10 protein-coding genes are annotated in these 16531 nt (G+C 73.3%); 4 read left to right on the forward strand and 6 right to left on the reverse strand.

Translation table 11 applies throughout. From position 1 onward, the window contains the following. The first annotated feature begins 1 nt into the window (after window position 1). The 3 genes from ACZ49B_RS08030 to ACZ49B_RS08040 all read left to right on the forward strand — a co-directional run bounded on the left by ACZ49B_RS08030 (window position 2) and on the right by ACZ49B_RS08040 (window position 6735). The gene (locus ACZ49B_RS08030; protein WP_468301757.1) at window positions 2–2836 is read left to right on the forward strand and encodes a SpoIIE family protein phosphatase; all 2835 of its coding nucleotides are present in this window, start codon (window positions 2–4) and stop codon (window positions 2834–2836) included. A gap of 122 nt (window positions 2837–2958) precedes the next feature. Then, the gene (locus ACZ49B_RS08035; protein WP_468301759.1) at window positions 2959–4104 is read left to right on the forward strand and encodes an ABC transporter substrate-binding protein; all 1146 of its coding nucleotides are present in this window, start codon (window positions 2959–2961) and stop codon (window positions 4102–4104) included. 165 nt (window positions 4105–4269) lie between these two features. Continuing rightward, window positions 4270–6735, forward strand: coding sequence for a SpoIIE family protein phosphatase (locus tag ACZ49B_RS08040; protein WP_468301762.1), 2466 nt, complete (start codon window positions 4270–4272; stop codon window positions 6733–6735). Window positions 6736–6791: 56 nt separating this feature from the next. Here the strand turns inward: ACZ49B_RS08040 and fusA are convergent, their stop codons facing one another. From fusA to ACZ49B_RS08065, 5 genes are all read right to left on the reverse strand, one after another. Beyond that, entirely contained in the window at window positions 6792–8870 is a 2079-nt protein-coding gene (fusA, locus tag ACZ49B_RS08045; RefSeq protein WP_468301765.1) for an elongation factor G, read from the reverse strand. Window positions 8871–9250: 380 nt separating this feature from the next. After that, the gene (locus ACZ49B_RS08050; RefSeq protein WP_468301768.1) at window positions 9251–9805 is read right to left on the reverse strand and encodes a hypothetical protein; all 555 of its coding nucleotides are present in this window, start codon (window positions 9803–9805) and stop codon (window positions 9251–9253) included. 70 nt (window positions 9806–9875) lie between these two features. After that, the gene (locus ACZ49B_RS08055; protein ID WP_468301770.1) at window positions 9876–10913 is read right to left on the reverse strand and encodes an SCO0930 family lipoprotein; all 1038 of its coding nucleotides are present in this window, start codon (window positions 10911–10913) and stop codon (window positions 9876–9878) included. Between the two features lie 163 nt (window positions 10914–11076). Further along, window positions 11077–12525, reverse strand: a complete 1449-nt coding sequence (locus ACZ49B_RS08060; protein ID WP_468301773.1) for an NADH-ubiquinone oxidoreductase-F iron-sulfur binding region domain-containing protein — start codon at window positions 12523–12525, stop codon at window positions 11077–11079. After that, window positions 12522–13583 carry a hypothetical protein gene (locus tag ACZ49B_RS08065; protein ID WP_468301775.1) on the reverse strand — a complete coding sequence of 354 codons (1062 nt, stop codon included), beginning with the start codon at window positions 13581–13583 and terminating at the stop codon, window positions 12522–12524. The genes ACZ49B_RS08060 and ACZ49B_RS08065 overlap by 4 nt, the downstream gene beginning before the upstream one ends. A 531-nt stretch (window positions 13584–14114) precedes the next feature. On the opposite strand from ACZ49B_RS08065, the gene ACZ49B_RS08070 reads away from it, so the two are divergent. Beyond that, on the forward strand, window positions 14115–15395 hold the full coding sequence (locus tag ACZ49B_RS08070; RefSeq protein ID WP_468301778.1) for a PucR family transcriptional regulator: 1281 nt from the start codon (window positions 14115–14117) through the stop codon (window positions 15393–15395). A gap of 178 nt (window positions 15396–15573) precedes the next feature. Here ACZ49B_RS08070 and ACZ49B_RS08075 read toward each other — a convergent pair whose 3' ends face one another. Further along, the gene (locus ACZ49B_RS08075) at window positions 15574–16392 is read right to left on the reverse strand and encodes an RNA polymerase sigma factor (RefSeq protein ID WP_468301781.1); all 819 of its coding nucleotides are present in this window, start codon (window positions 16390–16392) and stop codon (window positions 15574–15576) included. Window positions 16393–16531 lie beyond the last annotated feature (139 nt).

Below are 16531 nucleotides of genomic sequence, written 5' to 3' on the forward strand. Positions count from 1 at the left end.
TATGAGCAACTATCTGGGAGGCCTCCGGCGCTGGCTGCTCCGCTCGGGCGCGAGCCCCTCCGCTCCCCCTCTGCGTTCCAGCTCAGGACACCCCCGGGAGCACCAGGAGCAAGCCCCGCCCGCCAAGGGAAGGGCGCGGCGGCCACAGCGGCTTTCCTCCCTCCTGAGCGCGCGCAGCGTGGCCGGCGAGGTGTTCCTCCTCCAGCTGGCCGTCGTGGTACTCCTCGTCGCCGCCGCCGTCGTGGCGCTCGTCGTGCAGGCCCGGAGCTCCGCCATGCTGGACGCCCGGCACCGTACCCTCGCCGCCGCCGGCACGTTCGCGGAGTCTCCGGGGATCGTCGCCGCCGTGCGCAGCCCCCACCCCAGCGCGGTCCTCCAGCCGAGCGCCGAGGCGGCCCGGAAGATCGCCGGGGTCGACGGCATCAACGTGTACGCACTCGACGGGCGCACCCTCGCCCACAGCGACCCGCGGCAGATAGGCAAGCGCGTCGTCGGCCCGTTCGCCAAGGCAGCGGCCGGCCAGTCCTTCACCGAGACGTTCGCCGGGTCCCTGGGGCAGTCCGTGGTCTCGGTGGTCCCCGTCAAGGACGCCGAGGGCAAGGTCGTCGCCGTCGTCTCCTCCCCGGTCACGGTCCAGAACGTCCAGAGCATGGTGAACGGGCAGCTGCCGGTCGTCCTCGGCAGCGCGGCCGCGGTGCTCGCCCTGTCCGCGGGCGGGACGGCCCTGGTGAGCCGTCGGCTGCTGCGCCGGACCCACGGCCTGGGGCCGGCCGAGATGACGAGCATGTACGAGCACCACGACGCGGTGCTGCACGCGGTGCGGGAGGGCGTACTGATCGTGGGCGGCGGCGGACGCCTGCTGCTGGCCAATGACGAGGCGCGGCGGCTGCTGGACCTGCCGGCGGACGCGGAGGGGCGCCCCGTCACGGATCTGGGTCTGGAGGAGGGGATCGCCGATCCGATCGCATCGGGCCGTTCCGCGAACGACGAGCTGCACATGGCGGCCGATCGGCTGCTGGCGGTGAACATCCGGCCCACCGCCCCCTACGGGAAGGCCGGAACCGTCGTCACGCTGCGGGACACCACCGAGCTGATGGCACTCTCCGGCAGGGCCGAGGTGGCCCGCGAGCGGCTGAAGCTGCTGTACGACGCGGGGGTGCAGGTCGGAACGACCTTGAACGTGGAGCGCACCGCGGAGGAACTGGCGGAGGTGGCGGTCCCGCGGTTCGCCGACGTGGTCACGGTCGACCTGCTGGAGCCGGTGCTGCGCGGCGAGGAGCCGCCCGAAGCGAACACCGAGATGCGCCGCACCGCCGTCGTCGGCCTTCGGGGCGACCACCCGCTCTCACCCGTCGGCGAGCTGATCCGGTTCGCTCCCGCCGGACCCATGGCCGCCGGGCTGGCCGGCGGCCGTGCGGTCCTGGAGGCGGACCTGCGCGCCACCCACAGCTGGCGGGCCCAGCACCAGGCCAACGCCCTGCAGATCCTGGACCGCGGCATCCACTCCCTGATCGTCGTACCCCTGCAGGCCCGGGGCGTGGTGCTGGGGATGGTCGGCTACTGGCGGGGGCAGGACTCCCCGCCCTTCGACGAGGAGGACGTGTCCTTCGCCGAGGAGCTGACCGCCCGGGCGGCCGTGTCCGTCGACAATGCCCGCCGCTACACCCGCGAGCACACCATGGCCGTCACCCTGCAGCGCAGCCTGCTGCCCCGGGGCGTACCGGAGCAGTCCGCCGTCGAGGTCGCGCACCGCTATCTGGCCGCCCAGGCCGGGGTGGGCGGTGACTGGTTCGACGTCATCCCGCTGCCCGGCACCCGAGTGGCCCTGGTGGTCGGCGACGTCGTCGGCCACGGTCTCCACGCCGCCGCCACCATGGGTCGCCTGCGCACCGCCGTGTACAACTTCTCCACCCTCGACCTGCCCCCGGACGAACTCCTGAGCCACCTGGACGAGCTGGTCGCCCACATCGACACCGACGAGCAGGAGTGGCAGGGGATCACCGGAGCCACCTGCCTGTGCGCCGTCTACGATCCCGTCGCGGGGCAGGTGACCGCCGCCACCGCCGGGCATCCGGGCCCTGCTCTGGTCGCCCCCGACGGGACCGTGTCCTTCCCCGAGGTGCCGGTCTCCCCGCCGCTGGGCCTGGGCGCGGGCATGCCCGTGGAGACCATGACGCTCACCTTGCCCGAGGGCTCCCGGCTGGCGCTCTTCACCGACGGGCTGATCGAGAGCCGCGACCATGATCCGGACGCCGGACTGGCAGCGCTGCGCGCCGCCCTGTCCGGGCCCGCCCGCACCCCGGAGGAAACCTGCACCGCGGTGATCGACGCGATGCTGCCCACCCGCCCCAGCGACGACGTCGCGCTCCTGGTGGCCCGCACCCGCCTGCTGGACCCGGCGCGGATCGCCGAGTGGGACGTGGCCCCCGACCCTGCGGCGGTGTCCCCGGTGCGCAACGCCTGCGCCCGCCGACTGGCGGAGTGGGGCCTGGAGGACATCTCGTTCACCACGGAACTCATCCTCAGCGAGCTGATGACCAACGCCATCCGCTACGGCACCGAACCCATCCGGGTGAGGCTGCTGTACGACCGCTGCCTGGTCTGCGAGGTCTCCGACGGGTCCAGCACCTCCCCGCACCTGCGCCGGGCCGCGGACACCGACGAGGGCGGCCGCGGCCTGTTCCTCGTCGCGCAGTTCGCCGAGCGCTGGGGCACCCGCTACACCGCCCGCGGCAAGATCATCTGGAGTGAGCAGGCGCTCCGCGAGGGGGCCTCACCGGCCGCGATGGATCTCGGGGAGGCGCTGCTGGCCGCGTGGGACGACGAGGGGTTCTGAGCGGGCGCCGCTACGGCAGCCGCAGGGAAGACGGCGGACACCACCCTCCGGGACTGCGCCGCCGGGTCCGGCGAACATACGCTGGCCTCGATCGGTACGCGACCGCCCGACATGGAGCCTTTGTGCCCGCACCCCGTCTCCGGACAGCCTTCGTCGCCACCCTCCTGGCCCTCGCAGCGGCGCCCCTCGCCGCCTGCGGGGACAAGCCCGTCGCCGCGCCCAGGGCGCCGGCGGTGGCCACCTCCGCCGCGGACGCCGGCGGCATGGCGGCACTGACGGCGGCGGCGAAGAAGGAGGGCTCGCTCAACACGATCGCGCTCCCGCGCGACTGGGCCAATTACGGCGCACTGATCGACGGCTTCGAGAAGAAGTACGGGATCAAGGTCACGGTGGAGAACCCGGAAGGCACCAGCCAGGACGAGATCAACGCCCTGAAGGAGCACAGGCGGGACGGCCGTGCCCCCGACGTGATCGACGTGGGGGGCTCGTTCGCGCAGTCGGCGGCCCGGCAGGGCCTGCTCGCTCCGTACGAGGTCGCCGCGTTCGACCAGATCCCCGAGGAACAGAAGGACAAGCACGCCCGCTGGTACAACGACTACGGCGGCTACATCTCGATCGGCTGTGACGCCAAGCGGGTGAAGACCTGCCCCTCGACCTTCGCCGATCTGCGCAAGCCCGAGTACAAGGGCCAGGTCTCGCTCAACGGCGACCCCACCAAGTCCGGCTCCGCCTTCGCCGGCGTGTATGCGGCGGCCCTGGCGAACGGGGGGTCGTTCGACGACATCCAGCCCGGGATCGACTTCTTCGCCGAGCTCAGCAAGAACGGCAACTTCATCCCCGTCGAATCCACACCGGGCACGATCGCGAGCGGCCAGACCCCGATCAGCATCGACTGGGACTTCCTCAACCTCGGATACGCCGACCAATTCCGCGAGAACCGCGCGGACGTCGACTGGCGGACCGCCATCCCCTTCGACGGGAGCTTCGCCGAGTACTACGCGAACGCGGTGAACAAGGACGCCCCGCACCCCGCGGCGGCACGTCTGTGGCAGGAGTACGTCTTCAGTCCGGAGGGCCAGAACATTCGGCTCGGCGCCTATGCACGCCCCGTCCTCATGGACGCCATGGCAAAGGACGGCACCCTCGACAAGGCTGCCGCGGACAATCTGCCGACGGTGGAGGGCACACCGACGTTTCCGACGGAGGCGCAGCGGGAGAAGGCGCGCGAGACCGTCAACCGCAACTGGGCCAAGGCCGTCTCGGGCTGAGGGGCCGGGGCGGCCCCGCCCCGCATGGGCCCGCTTGGCACGGCGGGCGGGGTGCAGCGCGGTTTCGAGCGGGCCCCGACCCACGCTGCACAAGCGGTGACGCAGAGCGATAATTGCACGGGTAGGGCAGGAGTCGTTCCGCAGATCCGGAAGTGGGGCGCGGCGATGCAGGACCCGGTGTTCCACGATGCCTCCGGCGTGGTTGCGGAACCGGGCGACGAGACGTACGCCCTGCTCGACGCGCGCGGCGTGATCATCGGCTGGGGGCCGGGGGCGGAGCGGCTGCTCGGGTACGGCGCCCGGGAGGTGCACGGGTGGCGCGGGGCCGATCTGCTGCTCTCGCGCTCCGAGCTCGGGCACGCGGTCCTGCGGCACCGGAGCGGGCGCGGGGTCGAGGTGGCGCTGCACGCACGTCCCATGGTGTCCACGGGCGGTGACCGGCAGTGGCTGATCCAGGCGACCGACACCGACGCCACGCGCCGGCACGAACTCAGCGAGGCCCTGATCAGGGGGCTGTTCACCGAGTCCCCTTTCCTCATCGACGTCTTCGACACCCAGCTGCGCTTCATCGCCCAGAACGACGCCCTGCGCCGCGGCGCGGGCTTCGCGAACGAGGAGTTCGTCGGGCGCACCATGTCCGAGGTGGCGCCGCCCGATCTGCTGGACATGGAGGCCCTCGAGGCCCGGCAGCGCCATGTCCTGGAGACCGGTGAGGCTCTGGTCCAGACCGAGGTACGGGGCCTGCTGCGGGGTGATCCCGACCGGCAGCACGTCTGGTCCGAGACGATCCTGCCGCTGCGCAGCAGCTCCGGAGAGCTGATCGCGCTCGCGCACGCCGTGGCCGACGTGACCGAACGGGCCCGGGCCCGCGAGCGGTTGGCGCTGGTCAACGACGCGAGCACGCGCATCGGCACCACCCTGGACGTCCTGCACACCGCGCAGGAGCTCGTCGACGTCGCCGTACCGGAGTTCGCCGACCACGCCTACGTCAACCTGCCCGCCCAGGTCTTCGGCGGCGTGGAGCCGCTCGTCGGCCCGGTGGGCGCGGCCGAGACGCTGCTGCGCGCGGCGACTTCCTCCGCGCCCGGAATCCCGGTGAAGGCGGCGGTCGCGACGGGCGATCCCGACCCTTTCACCACCGGGCCGGGCTCCCTGTTCACCCGGGCCATGGTCAGCGGTGAACCGCTGCTGCTGACGGGCGAGGAGCTGATCGCGGAGCTCACCCCCGTCGACCCCCGGCAGGCCGAGCGGGTCCGTGCGTACGGGGTCCACTCCTGGCTGCTCGTACCGATGTCCGCCCGCGGGGCGGTCCTCGGCGCCGCGGTCTTCGTACGCCACGCCCGCGCCCACGGGTTCGAGCCGGACGACGTGCTGCTGGCCGAGGAGATCGCGGCGCGTGCGGCGGTGTGCATCGACAACGCGAGCCGCTACACGCGGGAGCGGACGGCGGCCCTGGCCCTGCGGCGCAGCCTGCTGCCCCAGCGGCTGCCCGTCCTCGGCGCCCTGGAGGCGGTGACCCGCTACCTGCCCGCGCACGGCCACGCGGAGCTGGGCGGGGCCTGGTACGACGTGATCCCGCTGTCGGGCGCCCGGGTGGCGCTGGTGGTGGGCGACGCACAGGGGCACGGCCTGAACGCCGCGGTGACCATGGGCCGGCTGCGTACCGCCGTACGGACCCTCGCGGACCTCGACCTCTCCCCCGACGAGCTGCTCTCGTACATGGACGACCAGATCCACCGGTTCGTGGACGAGCACGGCCAGGACGAGCTCAGCGGCCCGCGCCCCGGCGGGGCGGCCGGGACGACCTGTGTGTACGCCGTCTTCGATCCGATCTCGCGGCGGTGCGCCGTGGCCTGCGCGGGCCATCCGCCGCCGGTGCTCGCCCCGGTGGGCGGGGAGCCCGCCCTCGTCGCCCTGCCCGCCGGGCCTCCCCTGGGCTTCGGCGGATCGCCGTTCGAGAGCGCCGAGCTGACGCTGGACGACGGGGACGTACTGGTGCTCTACACGCACGGCCTCGTCGCGGCGCCCGACCGGAGCGTCGACCTCGGCCTCGAGCGGATCCCGGAGGCGCTGGCGGGCATCCCGCTCGCCGCGCCGTCCGGACCGGGGCGCCGTGGGAACGGGCTGGACGAGGCCTGCGACGCGGTGATCGGCCGGCTGCTGCCGGTGCTCCCGCAGGACGACGTGGCGGTGCTGATGGTGCGCCTCCACGAACTGGACGCGGGCCACCACGTCACATGGGACCTGCCCGCCGAGCCCGAGGTCGTCGGCCGCGCCCGTGCGCTCGCGACGCGTCAGCTGGCCGTATGGGGCCTGGAGGAGCTGGAGTTCACCACCGCGCTGGTGGTCAGCGAGCTGGTCACCAACGCGATCCGCTACGGGAGCCCCCCGATCCAGCTGCGGATGATCCGCGATCGCGAGCTGATCTGCGAGGTCTCGGACGGCAGCAGCACCTCCCCGCACGTACGGCGCGCGGAGGAGACCGACGAGGGAGGGCGCGGGCTGTTCATGGTGGCGCAGCTCGCCCAGCTCTGGGGCACCCGCTACCACGCCCGCGGCAAGACCATCTGGGCCGAACAGCCCTTCCCCGAGGGGTTCCTGGAGGAGGCGGACGACGCCGGCCCCGGCTGACGGCGGCGCCTGCGACCCTGCCCCCGGCCGCGGGTCGCGGCCGGGGGCAGGAGGGCCTACTCGTCGGACAGGGCTTGCCGGTACGCCGCCACCGGGGCGGGGGCGTAGCCCGTGGGGCGGGTGGTGAACGTGCCCCGGCCCTGGGTGCGGCTGCGCAACCGGGACGCGTAGCCGAACAGTTCGGCCAACGGCACGGTGGCGGTGACCGCCGTCGTCCCCGTCCTCGCGGCCGAGCCGGAGACCCGTCCGCGCCGCGCGGCCAGATCGCCCAGCACTCCGCCGACGGCGTCGTCGGGCACGGTCACCACGACCTCGACCACCGGTTCCAGCAGTTCCATCTTGGCGGCGCGCAGGGCGTCGCGCAGCGCGAACCTGCCCGCCGCCCGGAACGCCATCTCCGAGGAGTCCTTGGGGTGCGTGGCCCCGTCGGTCAGGGTCACGCGCAGCCCGGTCACGGGATGGCCGCCGAGGGGGCCCTCGGCGAGCGCGTCGCGGCAGCCCGACTCCACCGCGCGGACGTACTCCTGCGGCACCCGCCCGCCGACGACGGCCGACCGGAACTCGAACGCGCCGTCGCCGCCGGCCTCCCCGTCCTCCAAGGGGGCGACGTCGAGGACCACATGGGCGAACTGGCCCGCGCCGCCGTCCTGCTTGACGTGCCGGTACACCAGACCCGTCACGCCGCGCGCGACCGTCTCCCGGTACGCCACCCGCGGGCGGCCCACCGCGATGTGCAGCCCGCGGCTGCGCCGGATCTTCTCCACCGCCACCTCCAGGTGCAGTTCGCCCATCCCCGACAGGACCGTCTGGCCCGTCTCGGGATCCGTCCGGACCACCAGCGACGGGTCCTCCTCGACCAGTCCGGCCAGCGCCGACGACAGGCGCGCCGTCTCGGTGCTGTTGCCCGCCTCCACCGCCACGGACACCACCGGTGCGGCGGCCTTCGGCGGTTCGAGGACGAGCGGAGCATCCGGTGCGCACAGCGTGGACCCGGCGCGGGTGCCCTTGAGGCCGACCACGGCGACGATGTCCCCGGCCACGGCGCGGTCCGCCTCGGCGTGCCGGTCGGCCTGCACGTGCAGGATCCGTCCGATCCGCTCGGTGCGGCCGGTGCCCGCGTCCAGCACGGTGTCCCCCTTCCTCATCGTTCCCGAATAGACCCGCAGGCAGGTCAGCCGGCCGGTCGCCGTCGCGCTCACCTTGAAGGCCAGCGCGGCGAAGGGCGCCGACGGGTCGGCGGCCCGTTCCTCCACCGCCGCGCCACGGGTCCCCCGTACCGGCGGCATGTCGGCCGGCGAGGGGAGGTAGGACACGACGGCGTCGAGCAGCGGCTCGATCCCGCGGTTGCGGTACGCCGAGCCGCACAGCACGACGACGCCTTCACCGCTGCGCGTCAGGTCGCGCAGCGCGGCGGTCAGCGTGGAGGCGGAGAGCGCCGACGTGGCGCAGCACTCCTCCAGGGCGGCCGGGTGGAGTTCCGCCACCCGCTCCTCCAGCAGCCGCCGCCGGCGCCGTGCCTCCTCGTACAGGGCCTCGGGTACGTGGCCCGTCGCGAACGAGTCGGGCCCCTCGCCCCAGACCAGCGCACGCATGTGGACGAGGTCCACCGTCCCGGTGAAGCCGTCCTCCTGCCCGATGGGCAACTGGACGACCAGCGGAACCACGTGCAGCCGCTCCTGTACGGATGCGACCGCCAGGTCGAAATCGGCTCCGACACGGTCCATCTTGTTGACGAACACGATGCGCGGCACGCCGTGGCGGTCGGCCTGGCGCCATACCGACTCGCTCTGCGGTTCGACGCCGGCGACGGCGTCGAACACCGCGACCGCGCCGTCGAGCACGCGCAGCGAGCGCTCCACTTCGTCGGAGAAGTCGACGTGTCCCGGTGTGTCGATCAGGTTGACGCGGTGGCCGTCCCACGTACAGCTGACGGCGGCGGCGAAGATGGTGATGCCACGGTCGCGCTCCTGGGGGTCGTAGTCGGTGACGGTCGTGCCCTTGTGGACCTCGCCGCGTTTGTGGGTGGCCCCGGTGGCATAGAGGATCCGCTCGGTGACGGTGGTCTTCCCGGCGTCGACGTGCGCGAGGATGCCGAGATTGCGGACGGTGGTCGAGGTGTTCAGGTGGGTGCGCATGGCCCGAGGTCTTTCTGCAAGGTCGAGAAGAGGGCAGCGCGATTTCCGGACGAAGGAAGGACGAGGACGTGCCGGGGCAGGGCCTGGCCACGCCCCGGGCGGGCCCGGGCACACGAGGCCGGCACGCCTGCCGAACAAGAGGTCGTGTCATTCGTCGCGGACGTCCGATGGCGGCCGCGCAGCCGTCATCGGGAAGGCGAAGACACCAGGATCACGTCGTACCGGGACCGGGGAACGAAGACGGCGATGCGGTGACACATGGCCCGGCTCCCCTCGATCGACGAATCGCCCACCACATCCCGTGGTGGCACGGGAGCGAGTGTAGGCACACGGCAGCGGCCCGGCACCGCAATTAACTGCGGGCCGGGCCGGACGCCCCCTCAGGAGGCGGCGGGACGCGGGGAGTCGTCCCCGCCGGTGTGGGAGGAGCCGTGGGAGGCGTCGTGGGGGGCATCGGGGGAGGCGCCGGGTGAGGCACCGGTACTGGCGCCGGGGCCGGCGTCGTGCGCGGCGGCACCGTGGCCGGGGGCGGTCTCGATGGTTCCGCCCAGGCGGGTGCGGGCGGGGGCGAGGGCCTCGGCGGATGCCGCCGTGATGACCCAGGTGGGCCCGACGAGGTAGGTGCCGCCGTACATCTGCGCCTCCGCCAGCCAGGTCTGCCGGCCCTGCTCGGTGGTGAAGGTGGCCATCCGGAAGCCCTCCTGGCCCGCCCCGCACGCCCCCTCCCGGAGTTCCTCCGCGTCGACCGTGATCTCGGGCGTGCAGCCGAGGGCGGCGGCGATCTCCTGGAACGGGGCGGGGCGGGCGGATGGTGCCGGGGAGGACGAGCTCGCGGCGGGATCCTGCGGACCGGCGGCCACCCGGGCGGCGCAGCCGCCGCACAGCAGCGTCGCGAGCAGCGCGGCGGCAGCGGCGAAACGGGGTGAACGGGGCATGGCTGGCAGCCTCACAGAGGTCGGGGCGGGATCGGTGCCTGCGGCTCGGGGCACGGCGGCCCAGGGCTCGTCACGCCGTCGGGGGGACCTTCTTGCCCTCGGGGGTGACCGCGAACCAGAGGCCCTGCTTGTTGTGTCCGTTCGTCTGGCCGGGCTCGGTGTCGCCGGTGAACGTGTAGACCGGCCAGCAGTCGATCGTCAGCTGCTCGCTGCCGTCGGGCCGCTTCACCGATCCGACCAGCTTTCCGGAAATTCCCTCGGCCTTCGCCTTGTCCACGGCCGGGGCGGGCTTCCAGGTGTCCAGGCAGGCACCGAGGCAGCCGAACTTCATCGGCCACGCACTGTCCTTGTCGAATCGGTAGAGCGTGCGCCATTGCCCGTCCACCAGGATCTTGCCGAGTTTTTCATTGTCGGCCACGGAGAGTTCCGTGCCCGCCTTCATATCCATCCCTCCCATTCCGCCGCCGCCGTCCGCCTTCTGTTTCTTGTCGATCGCCTTCTTGCCGTCCGGTGCCAGTGCGTGCCACGTGCCGCCGACGCCCTCGCCCTTCGCCTCGCCCGCCTTGGTGTCCTTCGCGTAGCGGTACACGGGCCAGCCGCCGAGGGTCAGCTGCTTGCTGCCGTCGGCCCGGGCGACGGAGCCGAGGAGGGCGGTGTCTATGCCGGCGGCGGCCGACGCGTCATCGGCCGGGACGGCGGGCCACGCCATGGCGCAGTCCCCCTCGCAGTTGGACTTGGGGGGCTGGGGCGTGTCCTTGTCGAAGCGGTAGAGGGCCATTCCGGCGCTGTCGGTGACCACGCTGCCCACGCTTGCGATGTCGCGTACGGACAGCTGCCCCGCCGGCCCGGCCTTGCCGGAACCGGAACCGGAGCCGGAACCAGAGCCGGAGCCGACGTCCGAGCCCGACCCGGAGCCGGCGGCCGCGTCTGCCCCGTAGCCGCCCGCCCCGTAGCCGCCCGCCCCGTAGCCCGTGTCGTATGCGCCTCCGAGGGGCTTGCCGGCCCCCGCCGGCTGTACGGAGTTCGAGTTGCGCGCGCCATTTTCGCTGCTTCCGCATCCCGTGGCCGCCAGCAACAGAACCGCGGCCACCGATCCGGCAGTTGTCATACGACGCATCTTGTTCACGATCACTCCTTCGGGTTGAACCCGGGGGGTTCGTCTACTGCCTTATTCATAAGGCCTGAGAAGGGCACCGAATTCGAATGAGCGGGAATTTGTCAGATGACGCTAACGCTTGAACTCCCGCCGTCGGCAGCCGTCTACCGCCGGCTCATTCCTGAATGCGCAGCGCGAGCGCGGGACAGCGCCGGACCGCTCGGAGGGCCTTCGGCCGCAGCCTTCCGGGGACCGTCATGACGGCCTCGGCCGGGTAGCCGTCCCGGTCGAGGCGCACCACGTCGGGCAGCACGTCCACGCAGAGCCCGTGGCCCTTGCACAGCGTCCAGTCCACGACGAGCCGTTCGGGGTTCTCGTCGGCGGGCAGGGGCAGCGCCCCGAGGACACGGCGCCCGCAGCCGCTGCCGAGGGCGTGGTCGCGCATCTCCTCGGGGAAGACGGCGAGCGCGGAGGCCATGAAGGCCGAGGTGCCGTCGGGATGGCTGCACGCACCGCGGCGCAGCACTCCTCGCATCCGCACCTCGACCGCCTCCAGGGCGGACCGGCCTCCCCCGGCCACCAGGGCCTCCACGGCGTCGGCGAGCGAGGGCAGTCCTCTGACGCACGGGCCGCACTGGCCGGCGGTCTCGTCCGCCATCCAGCGCATCACGCGGGCCACTTCGCCGGCCGGGCAGGTGTCCTCGGGCAGCGGCAGGACGGCACCCGCCCCCAGCGTGGCCTTGTACGAGGTCAGGGACTCCCGGGAGAGCAGCGCCGTTCGCGCCGCCGCCGCGGTCAGCCATTTGCCGTGGTACCCGCCGACCAGGACGCCCTGGCCGGGGGACGAGCCGCACAGGTCCAGGACGTACGCCAGGGACGTCCCGAGGGGCGCCTCGACGACGGTCGAACCGCTGATCGTCAACATGACGGTACCGGGCTCGGTCGGCAGGCCGACCGAGCGGAATCCCGGCACGCCGAGCCGGGCCGCGACGGCGAGTTGGGCGTACGTCTCGGTGTTGGAGAGCAGGGTCGGCAGGCCGCTCAGCCCCCGCTCGCTGGTCCGGACCTTCTGCCCGTTCGGGATGGCGGCCCCACCGTTGAGGCCGTTCACGAGGGAGGTCCCCTCTCCGCTGACGAAGCGCTCGGGGAGCCGGCCGACGCGGACGCGGCTGCCGGCCAGGCCGCGCTCGGCGACGGCGGCCCGCAGTGACTGCTCCACGTCGTCCCGGGTCACTCCGATGGCCACTTCCTCGGCGCCGATCGCGTCGGCCGCCAGCAGCGCGCCGTCGAGCACGAGGTGCGGGGAGTGCAGCAGCATGGCGGCGTCCTTGAGGCAACTCGGCTCGCCCTCGGTGCCGTTCACGACGAGGGCGGTCCGCCCCTCCTTCGTCCGGGCGGACCGGATGACGGCTTTGAGCTTGCGGGCGAACGGGAAGCCCGCTCCCCCGCGGCCCCGCAGGTCTATGCCCTCGGCGAGCTCCACGAGATCGTCCGAGTTGTACTGCGGCAGCGGGCCGTGCACCACCAGGTGGCTGGCGCGATCGAGCCGCGGCAGCGCGTCGAGTCCTGCCAGCAGCCTGGGCTGGCCGACGCACCCGAGGGCGGGATCGACGATCGAGGTCACTGCCGGCCCCGCATCCCGTCGAGCGGCTCACCGAAGCGGTCCGTGGCCGGCCCGGCCCCGATGCCGCTGGGGATGAACACCGTGTCGTACGGCTCGGTGCCGTACCCCGCGCCGTACGGCACCGAGCCGTACGGCGGGAGGATCTCGGTCGTGGCCTCCAGGGCCTGCCGGGGCGAGGGCACGGGGCCGAGGCCCGACGGCGCGCGGACCGGGTCCGGCTCCTGCCCGACGGCCCGCCGGCCCGACTGCCGGGCGATGCGTGCCGTCAGCCGTTCGGCGGCCCACTCGGCGGGCTGCCGGACGAACCGCTGCGGCGCCGTCCGGGGCCGGGGCGGCGCCGCCTGGGGGGCGGACGCCGGGGCGGCGGCCGGACGCGGCGGCGTGGCGCGCAGCCTCGCCCGGAGCCGGACGGCGAGCACGCCGGCGACCCCGATCAGGCAGAGGGCGTACGCCACGGTCACCCAACCGCTGGCGGCGCGGCCGGACTTCAGCCCGTGCACCAGGGACGCCCCCCACGCCGGGTACGCGCCCACGTGCAGGGCCCGCCACCACACGGAGCGGCCCTTGGTGGCGAAGGCGCTGCGGACCGCGCCGGAGACCGCCGTGGAGACGAAGACGTATCCGGCCAGGGTGCCGAGGCCGATGAGGAACGGCCGGTCTTCATCGACGAACGGCATGAAGGCGGAGGCGACGCCCGTCTGCGCCTCGGCGACCTTGACCCATATGTGCAGGAGGAGGAAGCCCAGCCCCGCGACGGCGAGGCCGCGGTGGGCTCCCTGGGCGACGAGCCGGTGCCCGGAGGTGAGCACCGTACGGTCCGTGGCCGCGAGCCCCCACAGGACGGCGGAGGTGAGCGAGACGAGCGAGAGGACGCCCGCCCCGAAGTCGAGGAAGTCCCAGAGGTTGGTCAGGGTCACGCCCGCCCGGGCCGCCACGGCCAGGGCGAGCAGGCCCGCGAGGGCGGCGGTGACGAGGGTGGCCGGGCGCACGCCTCCGGCGGGGGACAGCAGGGGCGGCCGCCTGACGGCCCGCCGGCCTGCGGCCGCGGCTGCGGCCACGCCGGCATGGCGTCTGGTGCGGCTGGCCCGGTGTGAGCGGGGCGTACGGGCTGGGGGCAGGGGCATCTAGTTCTCCCATACGCCCAGGCCCGAGGCACTCCACCGCGCACTCGGCGCCCGGGGTAGTCGACGGAACTGCTCCGCGGTGGGCGGGAGATGAGGTCTCAGGTCTCACCGACCGGGAGCGGGGGCCGGAGTGCAGAAGCATCGTGGAGCTTCGCAACGCCTCCACAGTATTTATCTAATCGTGACAAGTTCTTGCGCGCGTGGCATCGTCACACCGAACGTCCGCGGAAGATTCCCTTCCAACCGGTGCGGTGGCACCCCCTAGACGCTTTGTCCGCCACCACACCTCCCCGACGGCAAAATGAAAGCAAAGCCGCGGGACTGCAAGTGGATGGCACTCTCCTGGAGGGTGTACGAGGCGCTCAACTCCCCCGTCCGCACTGGCGCAGACGGGGAGGGAGGCGGCTCGGCAGGCTTGTCACCCTCCCACGGGGCAGGCCGTACCCCGGCATGAACGAGGTAACAATGTGCGAACTTCTGAACCGCATCTGGGCTCGTCCCCGAGGCGAATGGACCCGGGTCCTGCGCAGGGAACTCCCCGCGCTGGCCGCAGGGATGGTGGAGGAGCTGAGGGAGGAGCTCCCCGGGTTCTCCGCCCTGGTCGACGACCTCGACGAGGAGGTGGTCAGACAGCGGCTCGAAGTGGCCCTGCTCACCGCCCTCGGGTACCGCGAGCCCGCGCCGCAGAAACAGACGCGGCCGGCGGCCCCGCATCCCGGCCGGAATCCTGACTGCGACCTGGACTCCGGTCCGGATCCCGACCTCGACTCCGACTCGGACCCGATCCGGGACGAGGAGGAGGACGAGCACGACTACGCAGCCCAGCTCGACCGCCCCGACGAAGAGGAGGAAGAGGAGCACCGCGGCCCGCCCCGGCTCCGGGACCCCGGCCGCCGAAGGCAGTTGGCCCCGCTGAAGGTCGTTCCTCCCGAAGGACTCGGAACCCCCTCCGAACGCTCTCGGCGTGAGCTGTTCTCCGCTCTTACGAGTGACATGCCCATGGCTGAAATCGCCCTCTCCGAGCTGGCCGCCGCGGCCGGCTGGCCCCTCCCGGCCGAGATACGCGCCATCGCCCTGGCCACACCGGGCGAGACCCAGCAGCTCGCGGCCGTCCTGGACGACGGACTCGCCGGCATGGTCGGCGGCCAGCCGTGCCTGCTGGTCCCGAGCAGTCCCGACCCGGAGACCCGTTCGGCCCTGGAGGCCCTGCTGCGCGGCCGGTTCGCCGCCGTGGGCCACCCGGTCGCCCCCCGGGACACCGCCTCCTCCCTGCGCTGGGCCCTGCGGCTGCTGTCCCTGACCCCGAACCGCGCCGGCATGGAGGCGCGGGCCCTCTTCGTCGACGACCACCTCTCGACCCTCCTGCTGCTCCAGGACGAGCCCCTGGCGCACGCACTGGCCGCACGCTGGCTGCGGCCGCTGGCCAACCTGACCCCGCGCCAGAGCGAACGGCTCGAAGTGACCCTGCTGGCCTGGCTGGAGGGCGGCGGCGCCCCCGAGGCCGCGAAGGCGCTGAGCGTGCACCCCCAGACCGTGCGCTACCGCATGCGGCAGCTCGAGAAGCTCTTCGGACCCGGACTGCGGGACCCGCGTACGCGCTTCGAGCTCGAGATGGCCCTGCGCAGCCGGCGCCTGATGGCCCAGGTGCGCCGTGCGAACTCCCGGGTGAGCCGCAAGGTACGGGTCGCCACGACGGACTTCCGGCCGCTGGGCGTGGGCCGCATGGCCCGCGTCAACGGCCTGTAACCCCCGACCTCCCGACCCCCGAAGCCCCCCGAAACCCCCGAACCCTCAAACCCCCTCGACCCTCGCACCCCTCGACTCCGCGGAACCCCCCGGTCCCCGGAACCCCCGCACCCAAGCATTCGGCCCCGGTCCCCTCGCCGCCCACGCGCAGCAGGAGGAGGACCGGGGCCGCCGCGTGTCACAGGCCGACGAGCACCCCCGACGCCCCGGCCCGCAACGCGGCATTGAGGTCGAGCAGTTCGGCGTACGCGCGGGAACAGGACCGGCAGGACGCCAGATGACGGGCGAGGCCGCGGCCGCGGGGTGTTGCACGGCGCCGGATCACCGCCCCGAGCACGCTGCCGTAGTGACGGCACCGCTCGTCGGTCGTCGTGTCCAGATGGGCGCGCAGGTACGCCTCGCGCAGTCCTTCGCGGGCCCGGAAGGCCAGCGAGGTCACGGCGCTGGGGGTGATGCCGAGCAGCAGGGGGACGTGGTGCGGGCAGTCGTCCTCGACGAGGGTGTGCCAGAGGACGGCTCTCCATCGTTCGGGCAGGGCCTGGAAGGAGCGGGCGACGAGCCGGCGGTCCTCGCTGTCCAGGAGCCGGCGCTGCGGGTCGTCCCCGTCGGGGCCGGGGCTGCACCACGCCTCGACGTCGGGGGTCAGGAGGGTCCGGCCGGCGCCGTCCCGCCACTCGGCGGCCGTGTGGCGGACCACCGACAGGAGGTACGGACGCCAGTGGTCCCGGGGCCCGGCGCCGGAGCGGACGGCCTGCAGGGTGCGGATGAACGCCTCCGAGACGAGGTCCTCGGCGTCCTGCGGTGCGCGGCAGCAGCGGCGCGCACATGCAAAAGCGGCGGCACTGTGCCGCCGGTACAGGAGCTCGCAGACGGCCGGATCCCCGTCGCCGGCCGCGTACGCCGCTCTGAGCTGCTGTATGAGGTCCTGGTCGGAGGGCTCTGGCTCGGGCCCGGGTTTGCGTTGCGGACCGGGCGTGGTGTGACGAGAGCCGGGCATGGCACTCCTCGTGTGGGTCTCAGGGCCCGCGGGCCCCTTCGGGCAGTGGCACAAGCGCGAACGCGGTGCCGGCCCGAAGTCGGCTTCGGTCCGGCACCGCTCTCGGGGCGACGCTGGGGAGGTGGGAGGGGGAGCGTCG

Source organism: Streptomyces sp. NPDC031132 (genome assembly GCF_055570595.1).